This window comes from Flaviflexus ciconiae (assembly GCF_003971195.1).
Classification (GTDB): Bacteria; Actinomycetota; Actinomycetes; order Actinomycetales; family Actinomycetaceae; genus Flaviflexus; species Flaviflexus ciconiae.
This window is the reverse complement of sequence record NZ_CP034593.1, coordinates 798,235-824,264: the sequence shown is the minus strand read 5'-3', so window position 1 is coordinate 824,264 and position 26,030 is coordinate 798,235. Positions and strand designations below refer to the sequence as shown.

Annotated in this window: 20 protein-coding genes and 1 pseudogene; 9 read left to right on the top strand and 12 right to left on the bottom strand. The window is 60.2% G+C overall.

Going from position 1 to position 26,030, the window contains the following annotated elements:
• Nucleotides 1-179: 179 nt before the first annotated feature.
• The 9 genes and pseudogenes from EJ997_RS03685 to gndA all read right to left on the bottom strand — a co-directional run bounded on the left by EJ997_RS03685 (nucleotide 180) and on the right by gndA (nucleotide 11,938).
• Complete coding sequence (locus EJ997_RS03685; protein WP_126703391.1) at nucleotides 180-1,574, bottom strand: mannitol dehydrogenase family protein; 1,395 nt, start codon at nucleotides 1,572-1,574, stop codon at nucleotides 180-182.
• Nucleotides 1,571-3,007, bottom strand: a complete 1,437-nt coding sequence (uxaC, locus tag EJ997_RS03680; protein ID WP_126703390.1) for a glucuronate isomerase — start codon at nucleotides 3,005-3,007, stop codon at nucleotides 1,571-1,573. Before uxaC ends, EJ997_RS03685 begins: the two co-directional genes overlap by 4 nt.
• 100 nt (nucleotides 3,008-3,107) lie before the next feature.
• Entirely contained in the window at nucleotides 3,108-4,055 is a 948-nt protein-coding gene (locus EJ997_RS03675; protein WP_126703389.1) for a LacI family DNA-binding transcriptional regulator, read from the bottom strand.
• A pseudogene (gene larC, locus EJ997_RS03670) lies at nucleotides 4,052-5,289 on the bottom strand (nickel pincer cofactor biosynthesis protein LarC). Before larC ends, EJ997_RS03675 begins: the two are co-directional and overlap by 4 nt.
• 268 nt (nucleotides 5,290-5,557) lie before the next feature.
• Nucleotides 5,558-6,247: a nickel pincer cofactor biosynthesis protein LarB gene (gene larB, locus EJ997_RS03660; RefSeq protein WP_126703386.1), complete on the bottom strand. Its 690-nt coding sequence runs from the start codon at nucleotides 6,245-6,247 to the stop codon at nucleotides 5,558-5,560.
• Nucleotides 6,244-7,146, bottom strand: coding sequence for an ATP-dependent sacrificial sulfur transferase LarE (larE, locus tag EJ997_RS03655; protein ID WP_126703385.1), 903 nt, complete (start codon nucleotides 7,144-7,146; stop codon nucleotides 6,244-6,246). The genes larB and larE overlap by 4 nt, the downstream gene beginning before the upstream one ends.
• A gap of 294 nt (nucleotides 7,147-7,440) precedes the next feature.
• Entirely contained in the window at nucleotides 7,441-8,736 is a 1,296-nt protein-coding gene (locus tag EJ997_RS03650; RefSeq protein ID WP_126703384.1) for a lactate racemase domain-containing protein, read from the bottom strand.
• 466 nt (nucleotides 8,737-9,202) lie between these two features.
• Entirely contained in the window at nucleotides 9,203-10,276 is a 1,074-nt protein-coding gene (locus tag EJ997_RS03645; protein ID WP_126703383.1) for a PfkB family carbohydrate kinase, read from the bottom strand.
• Nucleotides 10,277-10,483: 207 nt separating this feature from the next.
• Nucleotides 10,484-11,938, bottom strand: a complete 1,455-nt coding sequence (gene gndA, locus EJ997_RS03640) for an NADP-dependent phosphogluconate dehydrogenase (protein WP_126703382.1) — start codon at nucleotides 11,936-11,938, stop codon at nucleotides 10,484-10,486.
• Between the two features lie 242 nt (nucleotides 11,939-12,180).
• On the opposite strand from gndA, the gene EJ997_RS03635 reads away from it, so the two are divergent.
• The 5 genes from EJ997_RS03635 (at nucleotide 12,181) to EJ997_RS03625 (ending at nucleotide 17,692) form a co-directional block, all read left to right on the top strand.
• Nucleotides 12,181-14,952: a penicillin acylase family protein gene (locus EJ997_RS03635; protein WP_164719765.1), complete on the top strand. Its 2,772-nt coding sequence runs from the start codon at nucleotides 12,181-12,183 to the stop codon at nucleotides 14,950-14,952.
• Nucleotides 14,953-15,232: 280 nt separating this feature from the next.
• Nucleotides 15,233-15,421, top strand: coding sequence for a hypothetical protein (locus tag EJ997_RS13085; protein WP_206501801.1), 189 nt, complete (start codon nucleotides 15,233-15,235; stop codon nucleotides 15,419-15,421).
• Complete coding sequence (locus EJ997_RS13740) at nucleotides 15,331-16,800, top strand: glycoside hydrolase family 2 TIM barrel-domain containing protein (protein WP_206501799.1); 1,470 nt, start codon at nucleotides 15,331-15,333, stop codon at nucleotides 16,798-16,800. Before EJ997_RS13085 ends, EJ997_RS13740 begins: the two co-directional genes overlap by 91 nt.
• Nucleotides 16,707-17,129, top strand: a complete 423-nt coding sequence (locus tag EJ997_RS13735; RefSeq protein ID WP_323052640.1) for a glycoside hydrolase family 2 TIM barrel-domain containing protein — start codon at nucleotides 16,707-16,709, stop codon at nucleotides 17,127-17,129. Before EJ997_RS13740 ends, EJ997_RS13735 begins: the two co-directional genes overlap by 94 nt.
• Before the next feature lie 383 nt (nucleotides 17,130-17,512).
• Nucleotides 17,513-17,692 (top strand): hypothetical protein, encoded by a 180-nt coding sequence (locus tag EJ997_RS03625; RefSeq protein ID WP_126703380.1) that lies wholly within the window; start codon nucleotides 17,513-17,515, stop codon nucleotides 17,690-17,692.
• Between the two features lie 108 nt (nucleotides 17,693-17,800).
• Here the strand turns inward: EJ997_RS03625 and EJ997_RS03620 are convergent, their stop codons facing one another.
• From EJ997_RS03620 to EJ997_RS03610, 3 genes are all read right to left on the bottom strand, one after another.
• A complete protein-coding gene (locus tag EJ997_RS03620) occupies nucleotides 17,801-18,394 on the bottom strand; it encodes a thymidine kinase (RefSeq protein WP_206501795.1) in 594 nt (197 codons plus the stop codon).
• Between the two features lie 182 nt (nucleotides 18,395-18,576).
• Entirely contained in the window at nucleotides 18,577-19,251 is a 675-nt protein-coding gene (locus EJ997_RS03615) for a hypothetical protein (RefSeq protein WP_126703379.1), read from the bottom strand.
• Between the two features lie 327 nt (nucleotides 19,252-19,578).
• On the bottom strand, nucleotides 19,579-19,968 hold the full coding sequence (locus EJ997_RS03610) for a MarR family winged helix-turn-helix transcriptional regulator (protein ID WP_164719763.1): 390 nt from the start codon (nucleotides 19,966-19,968) through the stop codon (nucleotides 19,579-19,581).
• Nucleotides 19,969-20,851: 883 nt separating this feature from the next.
• Between EJ997_RS03610 and EJ997_RS03605 the strand changes: the two genes are divergently transcribed.
• From EJ997_RS03605 to nikE, 4 genes are read left to right on the top strand one after another with little or no spacing between them, the layout of a single operon-like run.
• The gene (locus EJ997_RS03605; RefSeq protein WP_126703377.1) at nucleotides 20,852-22,501 is read left to right on the top strand and encodes an ABC transporter substrate-binding protein; all 1,650 of its coding nucleotides are present in this window, start codon (nucleotides 20,852-20,854) and stop codon (nucleotides 22,499-22,501) included.
• On the top strand, nucleotides 22,498-23,430 hold the full coding sequence (locus tag EJ997_RS03600; protein WP_206501793.1) for an ABC transporter permease: 933 nt from the start codon (nucleotides 22,498-22,500) through the stop codon (nucleotides 23,428-23,430). Before EJ997_RS03605 ends, EJ997_RS03600 begins: the two co-directional genes overlap by 4 nt.
• On the top strand, nucleotides 23,427-24,266 hold the full coding sequence (locus tag EJ997_RS03595; protein WP_126703376.1) for an ABC transporter permease: 840 nt from the start codon (nucleotides 23,427-23,429) through the stop codon (nucleotides 24,264-24,266). Before EJ997_RS03600 ends, EJ997_RS03595 begins: the two co-directional genes overlap by 4 nt.
• The gene (gene nikE / locus EJ997_RS03590) at nucleotides 24,263-25,837 is read left to right on the top strand and encodes a nickel ABC transporter ATP-binding protein NikE (protein ID WP_126703375.1); all 1,575 of its coding nucleotides are present in this window, start codon (nucleotides 24,263-24,265) and stop codon (nucleotides 25,835-25,837) included. Before EJ997_RS03595 ends, nikE begins: the two co-directional genes overlap by 4 nt.
• The last annotated feature ends 193 nt before the right edge of the window (nucleotides 25,838-26,030 follow it).

Genomic DNA, 26,030 nt, shown 5'->3' with positions numbered 1-26,030 from the left:
CCGCCTAAGGGATGAGGGCTTAAACTGTACCGGCATGCTCACGGGAGAGTTCACATACTGAATAGTCTGAGTTTCGCGGTCTAATTGCCGCTTTAATATGAGATATGCCGTCAGGGGCGGGAGTGAATTGTGTGTTCTTCTCTCGCCCCTGACGCTTTACTATCCGTGATGGCCAGGGATTATTCCTTGACGAAGCTGAGGATTTCCTCTGCTGCATCGGCGATCGCGGTGACGAGTTCGGCATCGCCGCTGAGCTCGGGTGCCACATAGTTGAGAACGACTTCGGCATTCTTCGTTGCGTTGTCGTTCAGCTGGCTGGCGACCTTGTCGGCGCTCTTGTCGACAACAGGTGCGCCATAGCCCTGCAAGTGGAGCATCCAGGCTGCAACGGCCTTAACTGCGGAGACCGGGAGCTTACCCTGCGTGCGCTGATTGATCAGCGTGGGTGCGATGCGGACGGGGATCTTCTGGGAACCGTCGTGTGCGATCTGTGCCAGCAGGTGACGAATGTTCGGGTTCTCGTAGCGAGCCAGGAGGGCTGCCGCGTAGTCCTCCCATTCGACCTGAAGTCCGGAGCCGGCTTCCTCCCACCACTTCTGAACCCAGCCCCGCACCACTTGGTCGCCGATGGCGTCGGCCACGGTCGCATGGCCGAAGATCGGTGCTGCGTAGGCCATGAGGGAGTGGGAGCCGTTCAGCATCCACAGCTTGCGCTGCTCGTAGGGCTCGACATCCTCAACGATCTGAGCGCCGGCGACTTCCCAGTCGGGGCGGCCCGCGGGAAAGTCGCCCGAGATAACCCATTCGCTAAAGGGCTCGGTCGGAACCGGTGAGGCATCGGCGTAGCCCTGCACCTTCTCGCACTCGTCTCGATCCGCATCGGAAGTTGCGGGGGTAATGCGGTCAACCATGCACGTGGCCCAGGAGACGTTCTCAACCATCCACTGCACAATGCTGGGATCGACCTCGCGGGCAGCATCGGCCACAACGCGTGCGAATGCTGAACCGTTGTCCGGCAGGTTGTCGCACGGCAGGATCGTGAGCGGTCCAACCCCGGCGGCCCGACGGGCAAGAAGACCGGCAAGGATCTTCGCGGGCGCCGTGGAGAGCTCGGCAGAGCCCAGCTCCATTTCTTTACCGACAAGTTCCTTGAGTGCCTCCAGGTCGGCTGCCACCCTTGCGTCCTCCAGATCCAGGGAGCCGTCGGGGCGGCGGCAGTAGCCGACCTCGGTCACCGTTGAGGTGACGATCGACAGGTCCGAGGACTCAAAGTAGCCAATGAAGGAAGCGAAGTCGGAGGCGGGATGGACGGCAACGATTGACGAGATGACCTCGTAGGAGTTACCGGCTGCCTCCTTGGTGATCAGAGTGTAAAGACCATCCTGGGGCGCCAGCAGCTCCGCCATCAGAGGCCTGCGGCCCGTGAAAGCTGCAATTCCCCACTCGTCGGCGTTACTGGCTTTTTCCGTGTACCAGGCCTGGTGGGCTCTCATGAAGTTGCCCAGCCCCACGTGGAGAATCCGCACGGGTGCGGCTGGCCTACCGTGGGTGGAACGGGTCAGTTGCGTGCTCATAGCTTGAATACCTTTCGCGGCTGGGTGGTGACAATATCGATAGCGGTCTCGACGGCCTCATCCATGTCGAGGCGGTGCTCGGCAACGAGGCCACCGAGGAAGGCGGAGTCGATGCGGCGGGCCAGGTCGTGGCGGGCCGGGATCGAGCAGAAGGCGCGGGTGTCATCGATGAACCCGGATGTCTTGTAGAAGCCTGCGTACCCGGTGACGGAACGGCGGTAGCGCATGATGGCGTCAGCCTCGTCGATGAACCACCAGGGGGCGCCAACGAAGAGGCAGCGGTAGTAGCCGGCCATGGGGGCCAGCTCGCGGCTGTACACCGTCTCGTCCATGGTGAACACGACCAGCTGGAAGCCGTCAACGTTGCCGTAGGAGTCAAGGATGGGCTGAAGTGCCTTCGTGAACTCAATGGCGTAGGGAACGTCGCCGCCGACGTCGGCACCGTAGCGCTCAAAGGCCTGCGTGTCGTGGTTGCGGTACACGCCCGGATGCAGGGTCATGACCAGCCCGTCCTCGGTGGCAAGCTTCGCCTGGTCGTTGATCATGTGGCGGCGGAGCCTGTCAGCATCCGCCTGTTCGATCGTGCCCTGTCTTGCTTTTGCATACAGCGCTTCGGCTTCCCGGTCGGAGAGCCTCTCGCATCCAGCATCGGCGTGAGAGTGATCGGAGGAGACGGCGCCGTGCTCCTTGAAGTACTGGCGGCGGGTCCTCATGGCTTCCAGGTTGCCGGCGTAGGTGTCGACATTGACGCCCGTAACCTCACCCAGGTTGTTTGTGAGCTCATTCCAGTTGGACCGGCCCGGCTCGAGGTACGCATCGGGCCGGAACGTCGGGGCCACCTTGCTGTCCCATGTCGGATCTGCCAGCAACTTCGCGTGACCGGACAGGTCGGAACAGGGATCATCGGTCGTGGCAATCGCCCCGATATTGAACCGCTGGTAGAGAGCGCGCGGCCGGTACTCGGGGGTGGCGAGCTTCGCGGCAATCTGGTCGTAGATCTCGTCCGCAGTGTCGGCACTGGGGCGCACCCGTACATCGAACAGGTCGTAGAACTCCTGCTCGAACCAGTAGCGAACCGGGGTGCCACGGAAGTACTTCCAGTTCTCGCACAGCTTGCGGAACGCATTCCGGGACTGTTCGGGTGTCATCTCGCTTCCCACGGGAACGCCGAGTTCGGATAGCTCAACGCCGCCCGCGCCATGAAGCATGCGGTTCGTGTAGTGGTCCGGGGTGAGAAGAAGGGAGGTCGGGTCGGTGAACGGAATGTCATCGGCAAGCCATTCGACCGGCACGTGACCGTGCGGGGAAATGATCGGCAGGTCAACAATCTGCTGGTAGATCTTACGCGTGATATCGCGGGTGGTCGGATCGGCAGGGAAGAGCCGGTCCGGGTGGAGAGTGAGCGGCGCGCGGCCGGTACGTGGCGTTGTCATCACGAATCCTTCGTTGGTGGTGGTCATCGAGCCGGAGATTCCTAGGCTGGTGTTGGAACGGGCCCCACGGATTCCCGCAGGAACACGTTCATGGGGACCGTCACGGTCTTGGGTTGTTGCTTCGACCGGTTCTGCAACTGATAGATGAGAGTGCGAGCAGCCCGCACACCCAGCATGTTCGGGGAGTAGCGACGGTCGTGAGTGTAGGAGTGGTTAGTGCGGTCGTGATCGTGTTGTCCATGCCGATGACGGACACGTCGCCGGGAACGTTGAAGCCAGCGTTCTGAACGGCCTTCATGAACCCGATGGCAAGGAGATCGTTGTAGGCCATGACAGCCGAGGACTGCTGCCGGATCCACACCCGGGAAGCAGTAATGCCACCCATGAGCGAGGGCGGATAGGGCCCGATGCGCTTGAGAGTGATATCCAGTTCATCGCAGGACTCGGCGAGCGCCCGCCACCGTACGCCGTCGGCCCAGGATGATTCTGGGCCAGCCAGATAAAGCAGGCGCTTGTGATGATGGCTGGCAATCAGCTCGACGGCCTGGCGCACACCGCGGTCAGTGTCGGGAAGAATGGAGGGAACCCCGCGGACCTCGCGATTAATGGCGATCACGGGCTTGACCTTCATGATCTGGCTGATCGTCGAATCAGACATCCTCGATGAGGTAAGAACAACGCCGTCAACCAGGTGAATGATCTTCTCAATAGAGCTGCGCTCTGCGGAATCGGACTCCTGAGAGTCAATCAGTAGGGTGGTGTAGCCCTGCTGGCTGGCTTCCTGCTGGAAGCCCCGCATGATGTGAGTGAGGAACGGGTTATTGATGTCGGAGACGACAAAGGCGAGAATCTTCGAAACCTTCCCCGTATCCAGGCGGGCCGGTGACTGGGAACGGTAACCGAGTCCTTCGGCAACCTCGTAGATCCGGCGGGATGTCTCGGCATTGACACGACCCGGTCGAGAGAAGGCTCGCGACACGGTTGAGGGAGCGACTCCCGCGACTTTAGCGACATCGTAAATGGTGACACGCTTCTTTGCGTCCGTCACGGCATACTCCTTCCGCAAACGAGTCCGGCCGACCAGGCAACAGACTCACACATTGACAGTGCCTCGCGCTGCGGAATATCGAGAGAACGAGCCACCCGAGCGACGTCATCAAATTCGATGCTCACGTGCGTGATCTCGTCCTCGGACCCCGAGACCTTGACCCGCACCATCATCCCGTCAACGTCGATCGGAACAATGCTGCGGTTCAGGACCCTCCGGTGCGAGGGCGCAGAAACGCGCACGCCGATCGTCGAGGTGTGTGCCACCATCGCATCAACGACGGCCGACAGGCTATTCTCATGCGAGAGCGCGGAGACAACGTCGGCGGGCCGGCCCTTCTTCATAACAATCGGTGTCAGCCAGGCATCATTCGCACCGGCAGAAATCAAGGCATCAAGCACACTCGGCCACAGGCGCGGATCCATATCATCCACATTCGCCTCGACCGTATGCACCCGATCGTCCGGCTCAAAGGAGGGTTCAGTTACCTGATTATGCGAAGAATCTAAATCAATGGCGGCACCGGCCACGGAGTGAGCTGGTGTCCTATCGTGCGCCGCGGTGCCGACCACCACTCGAACAACGCCTGCCCGGTCCTTGCGGATTCTGGTGCCGGCACCAACACCAATCTCCTCAACCACCATCTCCGGCATGTTCCCGTGCCTAGCGGACAGCGTGCGAATCAGAGTCATCCCCGTTGGAGTGCAGAGCTCGCCAACATCCCCCGGTCCGCCGGCCTCGACGGGCCAGCCCTTCGCCAGCTCGGCAACGGCGGGTGGTGGAACCGTCAACACACCATGCTGGGTCTTCACCGTTCCCGCACCGACCGCAACGGTTGAGGTGACGACTGTTTCCACCCCGAGGGTCCGGATTGCCTCGCAGACGCCGACGATATCGCCGATCGAGTCGAGAGCGCCCACCTCGTGGAAATGAACCGACTCGATGCTTGCGCCGTGCACGTGAGCCTCGGCCTCCGCGAGCAGGTGGAACGCTTCCTTTGCTAAATCCCGGGTTGCCGGGGAACTCCCGGAGCTTCCAGAAGCTCCTCGACGTCGGAGAGATGACGGGCGGGGGGATTCGGCTCGTCGGCAATGACGTCCACCTTGACCGCGCGGAACGGACCGCGGACCACGTGCCGCGACTGAAGGTGGAGCAGGCCCGGTGCGATGAGCTCAAGAACCTTCGCAACAGAACCAGCATCGGCACCAGCATCAAGCAGAGCACCGAGCAACATATCGCCAGAAGCGCCCTGGCTCGCATCGATCCACAGAGTCCGGTCTGCTTCACCTTCCCAAAGGTCGGTTGCCTCAATTTGCTGACTCTCGGGTACGGGTAGGCCGTCGGCAGTCGAAATCTCGCGACTGTACTCGCCGTGAGAATGAGAGTACCCACCGTGGTTGTGGGGATGACTACCGTGCAAGTGACTTCCGTGAGAAGCCCCGTCATGAGAATGACCATGAGAGTGGGCGTGCTCGCGGTCGGAATGTCTGCTGTGGCCGTGATCATGCGGTGCCATGCGTGTCTCCCTGGGGTTCTGCGATCTGCGCTGCGAGATGTCCGGCTCCGTAGCCGTTGTCGATATTGACGACGGACACGCCGGGGGAGCAGGAGTTCAGCATGCTGAGAAGGGCAGTGATGCCTCCGAACGACGCTCCGTAGCCAACCGACGTTGGGACGGCAACAACCGGGCAAGAAACGAGTCCTGATACAACGGAAGCAAGTGCCCCTTCCATTCCGGCCACTACCACGATGACCCGGGCGGACTGGAGAGTTTCGCGGTGGGCGAGGATCCGGTCCAGGCCGGCAACCCCAACATCAACGAGTTCGGTCACGGACCTGCCGAGGTACCGTGCGGTGAGCGCTGCTTCTTGGGCGACGGGAAGATCGGACGTGCCCGCGCAGGCAACAATGACCTTGCCTCCGCTTGGCTCAGGTACGTCCCCCGGCCACGCCACCATGCGGGCTGTCTCGTGCCAGATCGCACCATCTAAAATGTTGGTGACCGCCTTGGCCTTGTCCTCGGTAATCCGAGTGAACAGGACCGTGCCCAGGTTCAGGCCCTCATTGGCCTTTGCTCTCCAGGTGCGTGCGATATGTACACACTGGTCAAGGGACTTCCCGTCGCACAGAACGGCTTCGGGATAACCCCTCCGCTCGTATCGACCAAAGTCAAGGTTCGCGATACTGCTCATGCTTCCTCCGGTCTGCGGGAGAGAATCTGCATGGTGAAAGCACCGGACTGGATGCCGTTGAGATCGAAGGCGACGTGGCTAAAGCCCGCCTGCTTCACACCCTTGAGAACGTGTCTACGAAGCTCGTCATTGGCGATCCTGCCGATCTCGTCCGTCGGCACTTCGATACGGGCAACGGTGCCGTGATGGCGTACGCGGCAGTCGCTGAAGCCCGCGCCAAGAACAACATCTTCGGCTACGTCAACGGCATGAAGCTTCTCGGCCGTGACTTCCTGGCCGTGAGGAATACGGGAAGCCAAGCACGGGGCTGCCGGCTTCAGCGCAGAGCTCAGGCCAAGAGCAGAGGCAATCTCCCGGACCTGGACCTTCTTGATGCCGGCGGTGGCGAGGGGGTAAAGAACGGAATGCTCTCGAGCAGCCCTGCCGCCGGGACGATCCGGTCGCTTCGAATCATCGGCATTCTCGCCGTAGGCGATTACGCCAAGATCATGAGCCTCGGCCGCGCTGTCATCCAGCGTCGTGAAGAGCTCGTCCTTGCAGAAGTAGCAGCGGTCAACGTCGTTCTTGCGGTACTCAGCGTTTTTGATCTCTTCAGTGGGAACCTCGATCACCTGTAGACCCATTTCCTCGGCCTGCCTGTGGGCGAGGGTTCGTTCACGTGCTGCCAGCGATGGAGAAATGCCGAGGAGAAGAACGGTTCTATCGGGGCCGACTGCGCGAGCGACAAGGGCGCCGAGAACAGCGGAGTCTACGCCGCCGGAATAGGCAACCCCGATTTTGGGCCGCGGTGCCTTGCCGAGAGCATTCTTAACCTCGGCGGCGACCCGTTGGGCGAGCTCGTCGAAGTGCGGTGGAAGATCGCGGGCGAAACCGGGCGTTGCCGCTATCTGACTAGTCATGCGTTTCCTCCTCGACGGTGAGCCCGAGGGAAGCGGGCAAACCTGGCGCAGTCAGCATTCCGCATCGACAACGGTGTCCATTCGGCCATGTCATCGCTCCCTTGCGTGAAGTCAAGCTCTCTTGCGTCTATTTCATCAATGTTCGTTGCCACGATGACAACATTGCCAGTTGTTGCCATCGCCCAATCTGCTTTTATGGATACTGGCCGGTGTAGTTGCTCGTCCTAGCGGTGCAACTGGTTGCCGTCTCGGACAGATTGCTGAGAAGTTTGCCGGCACCTATTCTCTTGAGTACTACCTTTCGCGTGCTTCGACGCGGTGCAGGAGTTCACCGGCGTGCGGGACGACGAAGGTATCGGGATCGGCTTCTAGGGCCTCGAAGTCGAGGTCCTCGGGATCCATGTAAGACAGGTTGATGGACTCGACGACATCGCGAGGGATCTTCGTGGCGAGGGTGACGGTCACGCGGTTCTCTTCGGTACCGGTTTCGGGGTCGAAGGTGCCCTTGCCCCGCAAGTGTGTCGAGTGGGCGAGGTCACCCCAGGGCTTGTCTTCGAACTTGTCCCACTGCTTCACGAAGTAGTCGCGGTTGTGATAGCCGATCTTGACGATGTCGGGATGCATGTGGGAGATCGTGTCGATGTGCGGGGCGTATATGATGAGCTCTCCGCCGTCGGCGACGATCGGTTCGAGCTTGTAAAAGCCCTTCGCTGCCGTCCACATGTCCTCGTACATGGTCGGCATGATGGACACGACCCGCCGATATGGCTTCTCCACGTACTTGACGTGCACGTCCGCAGATACTTGTGCGCAGGCCTCCCAGGCCGCGTGAACATCGCCGAAGGCGACGTAGTGCAGGTCGTAGCCGCCGCCCGGTTTCACGATCATGCCAAGCATGATCTTCGTTGACGGGACAAGCGATGCTGCCGCGTCGATCATCTGACGGACGGGGGTGATTCCGCGAGAGCCGATCATCTCAAAGGATGTGATGAGAGCACCCACCCAGTGCGACATGTTGATGACGTCGTGACCCGAAAGCCCGGGAAAGAGGTACTTGTTGCCGCCAGAGATACCAACAACCTCGTGGGGGAGCACCGGACCGAGAATAAAGGTGATGTCGGTGTCAACCACCATCTTGTTGACGTGCACAACCATTTCACGCTCGAGACGTCCGCCCGATAGTTCCTTGATCTTGTCGGCGGGAATGGTTCCCTGATTCGCGAACGTGTCCTCATCCCACCATTCGTGATTGAAAATCTGCCAACCCGGGAAAGAGTCGTTGAAATGCCCGGGTTCGTAGCCCATGAGCGCACCGATAGCCTCTTCACTCATCTTGTCGTGGGTGCCAAGAGCGATGACAACGCGAACGTCCTTTGGGCGATTGCCAAGAGCATCGCGGATCATATGGGCGAGCTTTGCAACCGGGGCATGCCTGGTACCGTCGGGGACAACAAGCGTCACGCGCTTGCCATCGAAGTCGTAGTCACCCAGTTGCTCAGTAACGAAACTGCGGATCTCATCATCCGTCAACGTCGTATCGGGACCACCGATGCCAATCGCTTCGGGGATACCGGGATAAAGCTTCGTCATAATGCACCTCTCTGTGCCTGCCGGGTAGGCCGGTTCGTATGGGTATTCGGTTTGTTTGGGTAGCCGGTTTGTCGAGTTGGCCGGTTTGTTTAGGAGACCGCTTTGTTTAGGTGGCCACCCTGTCTAGGTCGTTGCCGCGGGTGGCGCGTGGTGGTCCAACCCATTCTGGTCGCGGATCTGGTTCGAAGGGCGGGCCGCTGTTGACCGGGGAAGGCACGATACATGTTTGATTGCTGAACTCGCCTTCACCTACGGCCCGGAAACGAACCATGATGGGAACGATTTGCGGGGCTGGGACTGCGACGGACGGAAAACCGTGGTTGACGGAGGCCCATGGTTGACGAAAGTCCGTGGATGATGGAAGTCCGTGGATGATGGAAGTCCGTAGGGTGGAAAAGAGGGGTGCCGGGGCAGCGCCACGGGACCCCTCCTCTTCCTGTTATGTCAGCCTCTGGTTGATGTGTGCTTACCGCTTGACGCGTGCGTTGCCGGACCAGATGGCCCAGACCTGCTCCTCGTCGGCCGGTGCGCCGAAGTCGGTGATTGACGTTGCCGCAAGTGCGCCCGTCGCCCATCCGAACTGCATGCACTTCTCCGGTTCCCAGCCCTGCAGGATGCCGTAGAGAACGCCGCCGATCGAGCCGTCGCCGCCGCCAATACGGTCGAGGACGTCAATGTCGCGAAGGTGCGCAACGTTGAACTCGCCCTCGCCCCAGAGGATCATGCCCCAGCGGTGGTGGTTCGCGGAGACGACCTCACGGAGCGAGGTGCCAATGTACTGCGCCTTCGGGTAGGCCTCCTGGATGCGGCCGATCATCTGCTTGAACTGGTCGATCTCCTCATCGATGTCCTTGCCTCCCGCCTCGGGTCCCTTGATGCCCAGGCAGAGCTGGAAGTCCTCTTCGTTGCCGTAGAGAATGTCGCACTGCTCGGCGATCGCATGGAACGCTGCGGAGAGCTCTTCCTCGCGGCCCTTCCAGAAGGAAGCGCGGTAGTTCAGGTCGAAAGAAACGGCAGTGCCGTGCTCCTTGGCCTTCTTCGCAATCTCGACACAGAACTTCGAGGTCTTCGGGGAAAGAGCGGCAACGAGACCGGATAGGTGGACCATCTTCACGCCCTCGTCCTTGAACATGCGATCTAGATCGAAATCTGCGGCATCGAGGTCGAGTCCGACCTCGCCCGCCCGGTCGTTCCAGACGCGGGGGCCGCGGCCACCGAAACCGGAGTCGGCAACGTTGAACTGGTGGCGGTACCCCCAGGCGTCGCCCTGCGGCAGCGAGGGGCCCTCGAATGCCATGCCGCGCTTACGGAGATCAGCCTGAATGAAGGCGGAGATCGGGGAGCCTTCGACGAAGTTCGTCAGAACCTTCGTGGGCTCACCCAGGTACGACGACACGGACGCAACGTTGGTCTCTGCCGACGTCGCATGCATGAAGAATCGGTCGGTGGTGTGGACGGGCTGACGGTTTTCGGGTGTGATCCTGACGCCGATCGATGTCGGTACGACGATGGACCAGCGAGCATCTTCACGGAGTTTCATTGAATACCTCTACATGTTGGGAAGTGGATGTGCAGATAGAGAATGGAAAAATTTATAAGTCCCGTTGAATAAAGCTCCCGAGCTTGAAATAGCGTGCGGTGCAGCTGAACCCCGGGTGGAAGCCGAGCGTGGGTTTTCCTCTTGGAGCTATTTAGTTGAGATTCAACGGAATGGGGTGGTGGGCCGTGCGGCCCACCACGGAGAGTCTTAGGATTCGACTTCGCCCCGTTCTTCGGTGGCCCACAGGGTGTGGAACGTGCCTTCCTTGTCCACGCGCTTGTACGTGTGCGCGCCAAAGTAGTCACGCTGACCCTGAATGAGGGCAGCCGGGAGGCGGTCGGCCCGCACCCCGTCGTAGTACGACAGGGAGGACGAGAAGACCGGTGCAGGAACGCCGTGCAGCGCTGCGAGCGAAACAACCCTGCGCCAGTGCGGCAGTGCCGTCTTCACGGCGTTGTAGAAGTACTCATCGGCGAGGAGGAGCGGAAGTTCCGGGTTCTTGTCGTAAGCCTTCGTGACATCGCCGAGGAAGCGGGCACGGATGATGCAGCCATCCCGCCAGATCCGAGCCATGTCGGCAAGGCTAATATCCCAGCCATACTCGGTGGCCGCGGCCTGGATCTCGTTGAATCCCTGCGAGTAAGCAATGATCTTCGACGCGTAGAGAGCCTGGCGAACATCCTCAATGAAGGCGTCGCGGTCCGCAATATTCCATTCGTCGGCAATTCCTTCGAAATCGGCGGCGGCGTCGCGCTGTACAACGGCGGAGGACAGGCCGCGGGCGAAGGTTGCTTCACCGATACCGGTGACGGGAACAGCAAGATCGAGGGCCGTCTGGACGGTCCACATGCCGGTGCCCTTCTGGCCGGCTTGGTCAACAATGATGTCAACGAGTGGCTTGCCGGTTTCAGCATCCACCTGGCGGAGAACCTCCGTGGAGACCTCCATGAGATACGAGTCAAGATCGCCCTTGTTCCACTCCGCGAAAATCTCCGAGATCTCTGCGGGCGTGAGGCCAAGGCCGCGGCGGAGCAGATCGTAGGCTTCACCAATGACCTGCATGTCCGCATACTCGATACCGTTGTGCACCATCTTGACGAAGTGACCGGCACCGTCCTCACCGACGTGGGTGCAACACGGTTCGCCGTCGACGTGAGCGGAAATCGACTCGAGCATGGGGCCAAGCCGCTTGTACGAGTCTGCGGAACCGCCCGGCATAATCGACGGACCCCAAAGCGCACCCTCTTCACCGCCGGAAACACCGCAGCCAACGAAGTGCAGGCCGCGCTCCTTCAGGGCGGCCTCGCGGCGGCGAGTATCCGTGAACAGTGCGTTCCCGGCATCAACGATAATGTCGCCTTCGTCCAGCAGGTCAGCCAGATCATCAATGACAGCATCGGTTGCTGCACCCGCCTGGACCATGACGATCGCGACGCGGGGCGGGGTCAGCGACGAAACAAAATCCTCGAGAGATTCAGAGGGAACGAAGGTACCTTCGTCACCGAACTGGTCCATGACATCTTCGGTCTTGGAGGCGGTGCGGTTGTGGATGGCGACCCGATGTTCGTGCCGGGCAAGGTTCCTGGCGAGGTTACGGCCCATCACACCCATACCGGTGACACCGATATCGGCGGAAGATGGAGCAGGTTTAGAAATAGTCATGTCCGGACTCCTTTGTCGTAGGTCTTACCAAATAGCGTGGTTTAGCACACGAGTTTCTGCAACAAGTTGCCATGTGTTGCGGCGTAATGGCAATGCTCTTGCCATGTGCGGTATGCACCATTGTGCCAGGTCGGTGTAGCCGCCACCGCAACTCGACGCCGACTCACCGCGGGAAACGGTCCAATAACGGGCCTTTCGTCCTAGGATGGTTCGACCACAACGTTGTTTTACCAAGGTGCTACATGTCCCAATCATTACCGCGCAGACTCGGCCGAAAGGTCGCAGTTGCCATCCTCGCTTTACTCGTTGCCCTCGTCGTCTTCGGCGGAGGCTTCCTCATTGTCACGCTCAACAAATCGCTTCCCACCCACGGGGGCGAGCACGTTATCAAAGGTGCCGATGGCACCGTCGAGATCATTCGGGATGAATACGGAATCCCGAACATCTATGCCACGACGGATGCGGATCTGTTCCGAGCCCAGGGCTACATCCACGCCCAGGACAGATTCTTTGAAATGGACTACCGACGCCACATGACCGGAGGCCGCCTTACCGAGCTTGTTGGTGACGTGGACGAAGCGAAGCAAGCCGACGTCGTTATCCGTTCGATGGGATGGCGGAAGCTCGCCGAAGAAGAGTGGGACCTCATCACCGAGGAGTCGCGGTCCTACTACACCGCATACGCCGATGGTGTGAACGCCTACATTGCAGATCGTTCACCCGGTGAACTCGGCCTTGAATACACGGTCCTTTCCCTGTCGGTTCCGGTGGCCGATATCGAGCCCTGGACTGGCATCGACTCCCTTGCCTGGTTGAAGGCCATGGCGTGGGACCTGAAGAACAACCTCGATGACGAGGTTGCCAGGGTTGTCGCCTACGACAGCATTGGTGACACCGAGCTTGTCGAGGAGCTCTTCCCCGCCTTCTCGGCAGGCGACCACGATCCCATTCTCACCGGTAGTGACGACACGAATCTGCAACCGCGAGACACCTATCCGCGAGCGCAAGCTCGTCCGCTCGTCGCTGGGGAGACGGCAGGTTCTGACACTGCGGATGGAACGGATTCGGCTGATGTTGCAGATCCAGAGGCATCGGCCGATGAATCAGGTTCAGATGCCTCGGCCGATAAAGCTGGAGATTTATCAGCAGGGGGCGCCGCCGGAGCGGAATCGGAGGCTCAGATCTCTGCGCTCGTCTTCGAGTCTCAAGAGACCCTTGATGCGATGCCGATCATGCTGGGCAGGGGGAGCGGCGTGGGCTCGAATTCGTTTGTGGTTTCGGGCGAGTACACAGAGTCGGGTATGCCGATCTTGGCGAACGATCCGCACCTGACTATTTCCTATCCGTCGGTCTGGTACCAGGTTGGATTGCACTGCGTGGAGATTACGGAAGACTGCACGTACGATGCGACCGGCTTCTCCTTCTCTGGGATGCCCGGCCTCATCATTGGCCGCAACTCCGAGCTGGCTTGGGGCCTAACTAACCTTGGCGGGGACGTCACAGACTTTGTTGTCGAGAAGAATACGGGGGAGACAACGTACGAACGTGACGGCGAGGATGTTGAGTACGAGATCCGGACCGAAACGTTCAATGTTGCTGGTGGAGACTCATTCGAGGTTGAGGTACGCGAGTCCGTCCACGGACCGATCGTGTCCGATCTGCTGATCTCAGATGATCGAACCGCCTCCCTGCCGGATGCTCCGCGTGACTTCTCGATTGCACTCGAGTGGACTGCGTTAAAGCCCGGCACGACGGGCGATGCGATCTTTGCGATCAATCGAGCGAGTAATGCGGACGAGGTTGCGGAGGCCGCGGCAGCCTTCGCGGTTCCCGCACAGAACATTGTCTTCGCGACGAACGATGGTCATATTGGATACCAGGCGCCGGGTCTGTTCCCGATCCGCCCTGAGGTCAGTGACGCCGATGGTGACCTAGAGCAGGCGCAACTGCCCGAGAACCTGGGTGCCGATGGCAGGTGGCCGCGGCCGGGCTGGGATTCGTCCTATGACTGGCAGGGCTACTACGGTGCGGACGACATGCCAGCTTCGCTCGACCCCGCGGAGGGCTTCATTGTTCCTGCCAACCAGCAGGTGACGCCCCCCGATCTTGGCCCGTACCTCGGTAGCTATTCCGATGGTGGATACCGTGCACAGGCGATTCGTGACGCCATCGAATCAGACATCGAGGCGGGTACGCCGATCACGGTGGATCGAGCAAACGAAATCATGCTTCTCGACCAGTCCCCGTACGGCCAGGAGCTTGCCGAGCACTTTGCAACTGTTGATACTGATAGTGAACGGCTCTCCGAGGCGCAGGGCATTCTGTCCACCTGGCTCGAGAACGGTGCGCATGCGGCTACGGACGAGGCCGGTGCCGCCATCATGTCATCCGCCTACTCGCATTTGATGGACCTCACTCTCGGTGAACGCATCGATGGCTTTGGTGCCACAAACTCCACCAGGTACCTGATCTTCTTTGCCGGACTGGAAGCCGATAGCGAGTGGTGGGACAACCCGTCAACCGAGGCCGTGGAGGACCGCGATGCCATCATGGTCGCTGCCCTGGAAGCCATGGATCACGACCTGAGCGAACAGATGGGAGAGGACATGGACGAGTGGGAGTGGGGCAAGATTCACGTCGAAACCCCGACGCACTCCGTCATGGGAGGCGATGCTATCCCGAGCATTGTTCGCAACTACTTCAACGGCGATCCGCTCCCCATTCCGGGTAGCTCCTCCATTCCCAACGCCAACGGCTTCTCGCCTACGGTGGACGAGAATGGCCTCGTTGACTACGAAGTGGGTCCGGGTCCCTCCATGAGAATGGTTGTTGACCTGTCCGACCTGGACGCGGCCACCTGGATCATTTCCTCGGGCACTTCGGGTCATCCCCGGTCCCACAATGTCGACAACCAGTTTGCTATGTGGGCGGAAGGTGAAACCCTGCCGTGGGCCTTTACCCGCGAACAGGTCGACGAGACCGGCGTTAAGACCATGACAATCACCGGCGGATAGCTGGCCAGTATCAGCGGCGATTCTCTGTGCCTGTGAGTAACGATGTGCGGGGCAGCTAAGAGAGCTGGCTGATGGTCAGCGAATCAGAATATGGGCGAACGAGTAGGGCCAGTCCGATCGGACTGGCTCCACAGCTATTGCCTCCTCCGTGGCGCTGGGTGCGGGCTTTGCTTATTGGGCGTACCTGCCCAAGCAAGTTGCACTCGATTTCGCTGAGCGAATGACCCCCGTGCCAACGCGATGACTTGCGCCTAGGCTGGGTGGCGAGGGAAGGATCACCATGCTCAAGCCGCTCGATACGCCCACTCGTGAACGCAAGGACCTCTCGGGCTTGTGGAGGTTTAAGGCCGATCCGGATGAGGTAGGGGAGGAGCAGAGGTGGTTCGGTCGGCCGCTCGACGATGCTTTTCTTATGCCGGTGCCGGCCAGCTACAACGACATTGTGCCGGGACGCGCCCTCCACGAATAGTTGGTGCCGTCTTCTACCAAACGACCGTTCGGGAGCCGCGCGGCTGGCACGATCAGCTTGTTGTTCTCCGCTTCGACTCGGCCACCCACAAAGCAGATGTCTGGGTTAGCGATATCCATGTGGCACAGCACGAAGGTGGTTACCTGCCGTTGGAAGCCGATGTCTCCGATCTTGTTGCGCCCGGCGAAGAAGTACGGATTACAGTCCGGATCGACAACCGCTTGCGCTGGCATACTATTCCGCCCGGCTACGTTGAAGACACCGCGTACGGCCCGGTGCAGGGGCAGATGCACGACTTCTTTAACTATGCCGGTATCCATCGCCGGGTGTGGCTCTACTCCACCTCCGTCAACTACCTCGATGACATTACGGCTGTCACTGACATTGAGAAAAGTGAAGCCGACGCCGAGGTCCGTGGCCTCGTGTCGTGCCGGGCATCAATCTCCAACGTGCACGACGCAGACGAATACAGACATCGCGTCCTTCCCGAAGGCTTTGGCACACAAACGTCACTGCTCACACTCCGCGCCGCACTTCTCGGACCCGACGGTACCGAGGCCGGGCGAGCCGATTCGATGGGTGTTGATGCGAAGGGCCTGGAATATACGTTCGACATCAAGGTCAAGAACCCAACCCTGTGGGAACTCGGTGAGGGAGGGCTCTACGACCTCCTTATCGAGGTGTGCGACGCCGATGACGTTATCGACTCCTGCACCCTTCGGGTTGGTATCCGCACGGTGGACGTCGTGGAGCACGAGTTCCACATCAACGGGAAACCGTTCTACTTCCGCGGGTTCGTCATGCACGAGGATCACGACACGATCGGCAGGGGCCACAGTGATGTCCTCATGGTCCACGACTTCGAACTCCTGTCGTGGATCGGGGCGAATTCGCTCCGAACCTCCCACTACCCGTACGCGGAAGAGGTTCTCGACTATGCGGACGAGCACGGCGTCGTCGTCATCGACGAGGCCGCTGCGGTCGGAATGAACAAAGTTGTGGGTGCAACCTTCGGTGCGAAGATCGACAGGGTGTTCGGACCGGATGATGTTTCCGAAGAAACGCAGGCAGCTCATGCGGCACACCTGTCAGAACTTGTTGCGCGGGACAAGAACCATCCCAGTGTCGTCATGTGGTCCATTGCGAACGAACCCGAATCGCATACGGAAGAGTCCGAAGCTTATTTCGCACCCCTCTTTGAGCTCACCCGCCGCCTGGATCCGACGCGTCCCGTCGAATATGTGAACGTTCAGTTCTCGCCGGCTTCCGAGGACCGGCTGGCCACATACTGCGACGTACTCATGATCAACCGGTACTACGGCTGGTACACGCAAACCGGCCACATCCCTCCGGCATTGACGCTCTCGACCAGAAGCTGACCGACTGGGAAGCGTACGGTAAGCCCATCATCGCGACAGAGTTCGGGGCCGCCACCGTTGCGGGCCTTCACTCGCTTACCGGAGCCATGTGGTCGGAAGAGTTTCAGGTCGAGATCGTCGAAGCCTATCTCGGCCTGTTCGACCTCCACCCCGGTGTGCAGGGCGAGCACCTGTGGAACTTTGCCGACTTCCAAACCGGACATGGGATCGTCCGCGTGGACGGTAACAAGAAGAGCGCCTTCACCTGCGATCGGAAGCCCAAGGCCGTTGCGCATCTCCTGCGCAAGCGCTGGACCGGTCTACGCGATCTTGGAACACCGCAAGACTAGCGGGTAGGGGTCGAAGCCAGGGCGTACGCAGAGATCCGGGGTACCTAAGCGTGAACCTATGCCGGAATGGGAACTGAGGGGTTTACAGGATGCTCGGGAAGAGAGCTTTCCGCTGGGCGTGAGCGCTTGGAGGAGAGTAAAGAATTCACCAGGTGATGCTCGCCACCTCTACGGGAAACGTTCAGACTGAACCCAGGTTATGACGCGGGAACACTCACGGTAACCCCAGGTAATAGGAGGGAAGGCGCTGGGCCCTCCGGGAGGCGGGGATGCTCACCGCCGGAAGGGCCTCCCACCGCCCGGCCGGTCACGTGACCGGAAGAAAAGTTCCTATGAAGTACGCCCCACGGGGCGCAGACATCATCCGACAGGTGAGGGAGACGATGGCAGAAGGACAGGCAGAACCGCATTCGCGCAGTATCGACGATATTGCCAAAGAACTTGAAGTACAGGTTGAAGGCTTAACAAACTCGCGAAGTGCCGTGAACGAGGAGTGTAATGAAACAGTGCCGGAGCGCCCCAAGGGTGCCCCGGCACTGCCCGTCGATACTGCCAACTCATAATCGACTCGGTAACGATGTGCCACCGGACAGCCGAAAGCTACTTGCGCCGCAGGACGGTCTCGCCGGGCGACGAAGATTCACCTTGCTCAGGTGCGACGGAGGAGCGGATTACTGCCTGGTGGCGTGCCGTCGACACCGGGCTTCGTAGGCCTCGGCGCCACCCACCTGACGTTCCTCAATCTCCAGAGGATCGCCTAAGTCCTGGTTGGAAGCGGGCTGGTGAAAGGAGGCAGGTGCCCCGCATACCGAACAGTCCGCTGTGAGCTTCTCAACGCGCTCGGTGACTGCCATGAGCTCCGGAATCGGCGAGAACGGCCTGCCGTCAAACGTGACCGACAGGCCGCAGACCACGACATCGACGCCTCGATCGAGGAGTGCGTCTACCACATTCATGAGCTCCGCTCCAAAGAACTGTGCCTCGTCAACTGCCACGGCCTCCGCGACCTCGGCGAACGGCAGAATGTCGCGGGCCTGGGTTACGGGTATCGCCGGGATCGACCGACCATCATGCGTCGAAATATCACCAATCCCGCGGCGAGTATCGATGGCGTGAGTAAAAACAGCAACGATCTTTTCGTGAACTGCAAAGCCCTTCACGATCTCCAGCAAGCGAGCCGACTTGCCGGAAAACATTGGCCCGGCAATCACCGTGAGAGTGCCGGTGCCTCCGCGATTATCGTTACTGAATTCGTTCATCTCCATGCCTCCTCGCCCGATCTTATCGGGAGCAAAGGGCAAACCTCCCGGGCTACTGGATTGTGAATCGAGTGCTGAAACGGCGCCCAGAACAAGTGTCAAGATAAACCGGTGCGGCCACCTATACGACCGCGCCGGTTAGGAACCATTCGATTGTGTCAGCCAATGCATTGGTTCGCGGTGAAGCGTTACTGACCCTGGGGAGGCATGTACCGATAGTCGTTCTGGGGAGAATGCTCCGACCCCAGCCCGGTTCCCGACGCCTGCCAACCAGACTGCGGTGCTTGCTGGGGGCTGGGCTGGTAAGGGGAGTAGCCATGCGGGGCTGGAGGCTGCTGGTACGAAGCCTGCTGAGGATACGTTCCCTGCCCTTGGTAAGCACCGTGGGTGGGATAAGACACCTGCTGGTAAAAGCCCTGATGTTCGGCGACCGGCTGCTGAGGCTGGCCGACCGATGACTGCCAGCCCTGCTGACCGCCCTGGGTTGGGGGCGCCCCGGCGGTGCCCGTGAGCTGGGCCTGGAGTTTGGCCAGGTCGTTCTTGTCGAAACCGAACTTGAGGGAGACGAGCTTCGAGTTTGTCGGTACGTGCCACAGCTTGCCGTCAACCAAGGCAAGGTCGCCCGGAAAGCGAACGGGGTAGGTGCCGGTCGTGATGCCGATCGGTGTCTTCACCTTCAGTTCGTGGCGGCTGATCTGAACTGTCGGGATGAACCGAACGAGGCAACCAAGGATGAGGAAGATCGGGCCGGCGAAAAAGTAGATCGGCCGGTCGCCAAAGATCGCGATGCTCAGAAACACTGCACCGAGCACAAGGTACAGAATTGTGATGGGCAGGCTAATGCGAATGTTCAGAGGAGTCACCACGTTAGGGTAATCGAATCGGTTATCCGAAGTAACCGCGAGGCTGCCTTGCAGACGGGGTGAACTCCCCAAATTGCACACTCTCCTGAACAACATAGGGCAGGGCTAGTCTCTGCCGCGCGTATGAATTGCCCTCACTTGGCCATATTGGGCCTCGCCATACCCCCATGACAGGCCGCGTTCGGGAAGGAGCTCGGCGGTCATGAACAACCTGCAGTCAGGAAGACGGGTATGCAGAAAGACCGCCTTCCATTCCCGCGCCGTGCGGGGATGGTGAGCGGCCTTCTGTTGTTGCTTGGCTTATGACGGGTAGGTAGAACTCCGGCGTCACCACTTGACGGTAACGGGGGAGTGGGGCGTTACGTTACCCTCGGCATCGGTTGCGCCCAGGCAGTCGGCAAAAGCGTCGATGAAGGCGCCCATGCCCTCTTCGAATGTTTGCCGGTCCGGCCCAAGGGCCTCGAGCGCCGTGCGATAAACATCGAGGGCGTATTCGAGGCTACGTTCGTAAAGGTCCCGGCCTTCCGGGGTTGGTTTGAACTGGTAGGCGGTTCTTCGGTCCGGTCTGGTTCGTGACAGCAGCCCCTTCTCCAAGGCGCCGTTGACCTGTCTATTTGCGGTTGACTGTTCGATTTGGAGACCTTCGGCGATCTCCTTGAGCGTGCGCGTCCGGCCATCCGTAAACAGCCACATGATTCTCATATGGGCCGACGTCATCGCCGACCTCAGTGTTAATATTCGGCGCAATCGATCGAGCCGGTCCAAATGTCCGGCCATAACTCTCGCTTTTCTCTCCCTTGGGCTCTCGTCTGCACTCATGTCCTCACATCCCTCAGCATCGTGCCTCATCGCACGGGGCACGACGAAAGCTTTCACGGTGCCGATCATCCTTTTCATTCGTCACTGAATTCACATCATGGTAGTACTTAAGTTCCGCCATGTATATGTCATTTAAGGTACGTCAACATTCATGACAGGTCGACTTGTTTCCGATCAGGCACTGTGTACATCGTTTACATCGGGTTATGGCCGTCTAGAGTTAAATCTGTTCACTTTGCTGTTGGAGGCTTGTGAATGAAACCCCGTCTCTCGTGGAAAAATGCTCGCAATTGGCGCTAGAACGCACTTACGCGCATGCTGCCCTTCGGGTTCTCACGGTTATGCGCGGGAGTCGGCGATGGCAGGAAGGGCAAGCGGGAGGGCTCACCTCTCGCGTTTTGTCGGCGTTTCCCTGACGGATTCACCAGCACTCTCACCGGCGAAATTGCCTCGATCTATCTCAGCGTGTCCGAATCGGCGTGTCGGAGGATGTGGACACTCTTTGAGCGATGCTTACTTTCTTCATGCGGCCTGGATAGGTCGTGCGCCTTGGGAGTGCTCAAGCCGCTCGTCCTACTCGTCCGCGACAAATTGCTTCCTCCCCTTCCACGACGTGCGGCCCGTGACCAATTTGGACTCTCGGGCATGTACACATATGATGCTCGCCACGCAAGAGGTCATAACGTGGGCAACCGTGATTTTTGTTGGATTTTCAATCTAAGATGAGAGCCGTATTATCCACAGAGTTTGTGCGTCCACCCGGCGCTCCTAAGGTGATCGAATGTTGAGCTTCCGCCGTTCCACGGCCCTTCCACTTGTTGCCGCACTCAGTCTTGTTCTAGCGGGTTGTTCATCCGAAACGGATAATGGCGAAAGCAACGGGGGAGAGCCCATTGACGGTGGCACTCTCACCTTCGCTACCGGCGACGCCGAACCCACCTGCCTGGACCCTCACGTTGGCGGCAACATGCCTCAGCAGATCGCGGGTATTCATGTCACCGAGTCGCTGTTTACGATGACGGAAGAGGGCGAGATCGAGCCGTGGCTTGCGGAGTCGGGGGAGATGTCCGAAGACGGCATGACCTGGACCTTCACGCTCAAGGAGGATGTTGAGTTCACCGACGGAACCCCGTTTGATGCCGAGGCAGTGAAGGCAAACGTTGAGCATCTGCAGGACCCTGCGACCGAGTCCTCAACCGGTTACCTGGCCCTGGAGCACGTCGAATCGGTCGAGCCTGTCGGTGCTCACACGGCCGTGTTCCACATGACCGAGCCGGATGCTGCTCTCATGGAATCCTTCGCACAGACCTGGCTTGCCATGCAGTCACCGACCGCCATGGAGCGCGGCATGGAAGAGAACTGCGAATCCCCGGTCGGCACCGGCCCGTTCATCGTCTCCGAATGGAGCAAGCAGCACTCGATCACCTACACGCGCAACGAGAACTACAACAGCGCACCCGCCACCGCCGATCACGAAGGTCCCGCCTACCTGGAGACACTGGAGATCCGGTTCATGCCGGATGCTACCTCCCGCTATGCTGCCCTTCAGGCCGGTGAAGTCGACGTCATCGACTCGGCCCAACCCGACACGATTTCTCAGGCCCGGGCCTCCGACGGCCCGATCAAGGACCTGCTTGGTGTCCGCTCCGGTGCCTCCACCCGCCTTGAGCTCAACACCGGCGGCAACACCTTCTCCGATCCGCTTGTCCGCCAGGCCTTCATGCACGCCTCCGATATCGAAACGGGTGTCGAAACGCTGTTCTTCGGGACGGTAGAGCGGTCGACGAGCATGGTTGCTTCCAGCACCCCGCACGGCACCAGCCACGACGATGGTGCGTTCGACTGCGATCAGGAAATCGCCAACGAACTGCTTGACGAGGCCGGTTGGGAGATGGGCGAGGATGGCATCCGCACCAAGGACGGCGAACGGCTCACCGTTCGGATCCCCGTCTCAACGCACCAGTCAATCCCTGCCGAGCAGTCGCTCATCGAACAGATTCAGGCCCAGTCCCGCGAGGTCGGCTTCGATGTGACGATCGATCCCATGGATCTGGCCTCCTGGTACGCGGCGGCCGGCGCCTGGGAATTCGATGCGATTACCGCCCCGTACGGCAAGTCAAGCCCCGACGTGATGCGTATCATCTTCCACTCCGACGGCATCGAACCCGCGCCGTCTGGCTACCACGCCAACAACATCAACGTCCGTAACGATGAGCTCGATGCACTTCTGGAACAGGCGAACCAGACGACAGATGAGGCCGAGCGCGCCGATCTTTACGCACAGGCTCAGCAGATTATTGTTGACGGTGCTTATGTCATGCCGCTGTACGACTGGCAGACCCGCGTTCTGTACTCCGAGGACGTCCAGGGGCTGCGGCTCGAGACAAACCTGTCGACTCCGTGGTTCGCTGACGCCTGGATTAACGAGTGACACGAGTCGCGAAAGCGACCGGACTACGGCTCGGAGGATTCATTCTTGTCCTCTGGGCCGTAGCCACCATCGTCTTCTTAGCGATGAAGGCGATCCCCGGCGACGAGGTCGATGCGATCCTCGGCCCGGGCTCCAATGCCTCGGATGAGGCGGTGGCGCTAGCGATCGAAACCCACGGTCTCAACAAGCCCCTCGTCATCCAGTACCTCATCCAACTGAAGTCGATCTTCACTCTCGACTGGGGAATCAGCTTCTCGCTCGACGACCCCGTCATTGACGTCATTGCCGAGCAGCTGCCCGCAACCCTGACGCTGGCTTTCGCGGCCCTCGGTCTCGCCTGGGCCCTCGCTCTTGTCATGGCTCTCATCAGCGTCTTTGGCAGGTTCCCGTGGCGGATCATCTCCATGATCGAGGTTGTCTCGGCTGCGCTCCCGCACTTCGCGCTTGCCATCGTCCTCATTGTCTTCTTCTCAACCTGGTTGGGTGTCCTCCCTCCCGTCAGTACCCGAGACCCAATCTCAATTGTGCTTCCAGCCCTCACGCTCGCACTACCCACCGCAGGTTTCCTGGGGCAGGTGATGCGGGAATCGATGATGGATGCGATGGAGGCGCCGTTTGCGGTCTCCGCTCGTGCTCGCGGTGAAACCACCATCGGCCTGTTCCGCCGCCACCTGCTCCGCCACGCCATCCTCCCCGCCATCTCCCTGGCCGGATGGGCGTTTGGCTCGCTCATGTCCGGTGCCGTTGTGGTGGAAGAAGTCTTCGCACGCCAGGGAATCGGTAAGACCCTGCTATCTGCCGTCGGGGTACGGGACATGCCGCTCGTTATCGGAATTCTCATGGTGATTGCGGCCGTCTACTGCTTTGTCACCATTGTCGTTGATCTCGTTGAGGCCGCTGTCGATCCGAGGGTAGGGAAGGCCGCATGAGCGTCCCGGTTCTTGCCAAAACAAAGTCCCGTGCCGGTCTCGGCTGGGGAGGCTGGCTGTCCGCCGCGTTTATCGCCCTGCTTCTTGTTTGTGTCTTCTTCCCGGGACTCATTGCTCCCGGCAATCCGCTCGCCGTTGATCCCGGTTCCGGCTTCCAGGCACCATCAGCGGAGCACTGGTTCGGTACCGACGAGTCGGGGAGAGACACGTTTACCCGCCTCGTTCACGGCACCGGTGATTCCCTCGTCATCGGCGTCGCAGCCACGGGCATAGGTCTCATTCTCGCCATCATTCTCGGCATTGGTTCTGCACTCGGTCCCCGCTGGCTCGACTTCACGCTCAGCCGCTTTATCGAGGTTCTGTTCGCTCTCCCCGGCATCGTCCTCGCCCTCCTCCTCATCACGGCCATTGGCCCCGGCGTTGTCACATCCACGATTGCCGTTGGCCTGGCCACCGCACCCGGATACGCCCGGATGATCCGCACCCAGACGGTAAAGATTGCTCGCTCCGGCTACGTCGAGGCGGATCGTGCACTCGGCCGCACACCGGGCCAGATCCTCCGCAGGAGGATCCTCCCGAACCTGGTCGTCCCACTCTTTGTCATCGCCACCCTTGGCATCGGCCAGGGAGTCGTGTGGGCATCATCCTTGTCCTACCTTGGCCTTGGCGTATCACCACCGTCGCCCGAGTGGGGAGCAATGATGAATGCTGGTCGCACCTACCTGACCTCGAGCGCCTGGTGGTTAACCTTCTTCCCGGGCCTCGCCATCATCCTGACCGCCGTATCGACAACTGTTCTGTCACGAGCGATCTCCGCAGCGTCGAGGAGGGCATGATGGAACCGATCTACTCCGTAAGCGACCTCTCGGTCTCGTTCGATCGCCAGGTGGTCAACAAAGTTTCCTTCGACCTCGTCCCCGGACGATGCCTCGCCCTCGTCGGCGAATCAGGTTCAGGTAAATCCGTCACCGCCCGGAGTCTCCTGGGTTTGGCGGGAACCGGTTCCTCGGTGACCGGCAGTTTGCGCCTGAACGATCAGGAGATGATCGACGCGAAGAACAGAACCTGGACGAAGGCCAGGGGCCGAGACATCGGCCTCGTCCTCCAAGATGCTCTTGTCTCGCTCGATCCGCTTCGTCCTATCGGCCGGGAGGTGGGGGATGCTCTGCGGCTCTCCACGGATACCAAGCCCGCTGATATTCCGCTCCGCACAGTAGAGCTACTCACCAAGGTCGGGCTCGACGATCCGCAGCACCGAGCACGCCAGCGTTCCGAACAGCTTTCCGGTGGGCAACGCCAGCGCGCGCTCATTGCCGCAGCAATCGCGGCCGACCCGCCGATCATAATTGCGGATGAGCCGACCACGGCTCTTGACCGTACGGTTCAGCGTCACATTGTTGACCTGCTGGGTTCCTTGCGGGACGAGGGGAAGGCCCTCCTTCTCATCACTCACGACCTCTCCATCGTCGAACAGATCGCCGACGATGTGTCCGTGATGATGGACGGGGAAATCGTGGAATCAGGCCCGGCGAGCCGGGTGCTCACCGCACCGGAGCATCGAAAGACCCGCCAGCTCATCGAATCCGTCCCCATGCGAGCAACGCGCCCGGCTCGAGCTCCTGCCAAGGCCGTACTTCAAGGAACAAACCTTGTCCGGATCTTCCCCGGCAAGGGTTCTCTACCTGACCGTCACGCGGTCGACGGAGTAAGTGTGGCACTGGAAAAGGGGGAGACTCTTGGGCTTGTCGGGGCCTCCGGCTCGGGCAAGACAACCCTTGCTCGTCTCCTCCTGGGACTCGACACCCCGACAAGAGGTGAAGTCACGCTTCTGGGCGAGCCCTGGTCGGATATCCCCGAACAGGAACGGCGTCAGCGCCGGTCGAAGATCTCAATCATCTACCAGGACGCACTGTCGTCCTTCGATCCCCGTACCCGCGTTGGTTCGATTCTCGCGGATGCTGTTTCTCTCGGCGGCGAACCATCGTGGAAGAGGGCTAGCGAGGCCACGAAGGAGAAGGTTTACGGACTTCTTGACGACGTGGGCCTAGCGCACGAGACCGTGCATCGCCGTCCCCTTCACCTCTCCGGTGGCATGCGTCAACGCGTTGCAATTGCCAGAGCGTTGGCAACCGAGCCAGAAATCCTTGTTTCCGACGAGCCAGTATCTTCCCTTGACGTCACGGTCCAGGCCGAGATTCTTGATCTGCTTGATGAGCTACAGCAGTCCCGCGGGCTTACCCAGCTGTTCATTTCCCACGACCTTGGCGTTATCGGCCAAGTCGCCGACCGCATTGCGGTCATGGCTGAAGGCAAGATCGTGGAAATCGGCAATCGGGACGAGGTTCTCGACAATCCCTCCCACGAGGTAACCCGCACTCTGATAGGTGATCTGGATAGCGGGGCATAGTCCGCATTTAGCTGCCGACGTTCTTTGTCGGCGCCGTATCGTTGTTACGCGGCGGTTTCCTCGAGGCTGGCCAACGGAGCATTCACGAAGGCGGGCACGATGATAATCGGCTCGACGTGGGGTGGCCCTGGCCGCATCATCCACGGGGCAGGTAAGAAGCTCACGTTATCCACGTGCTGCACCGCATTGCTGT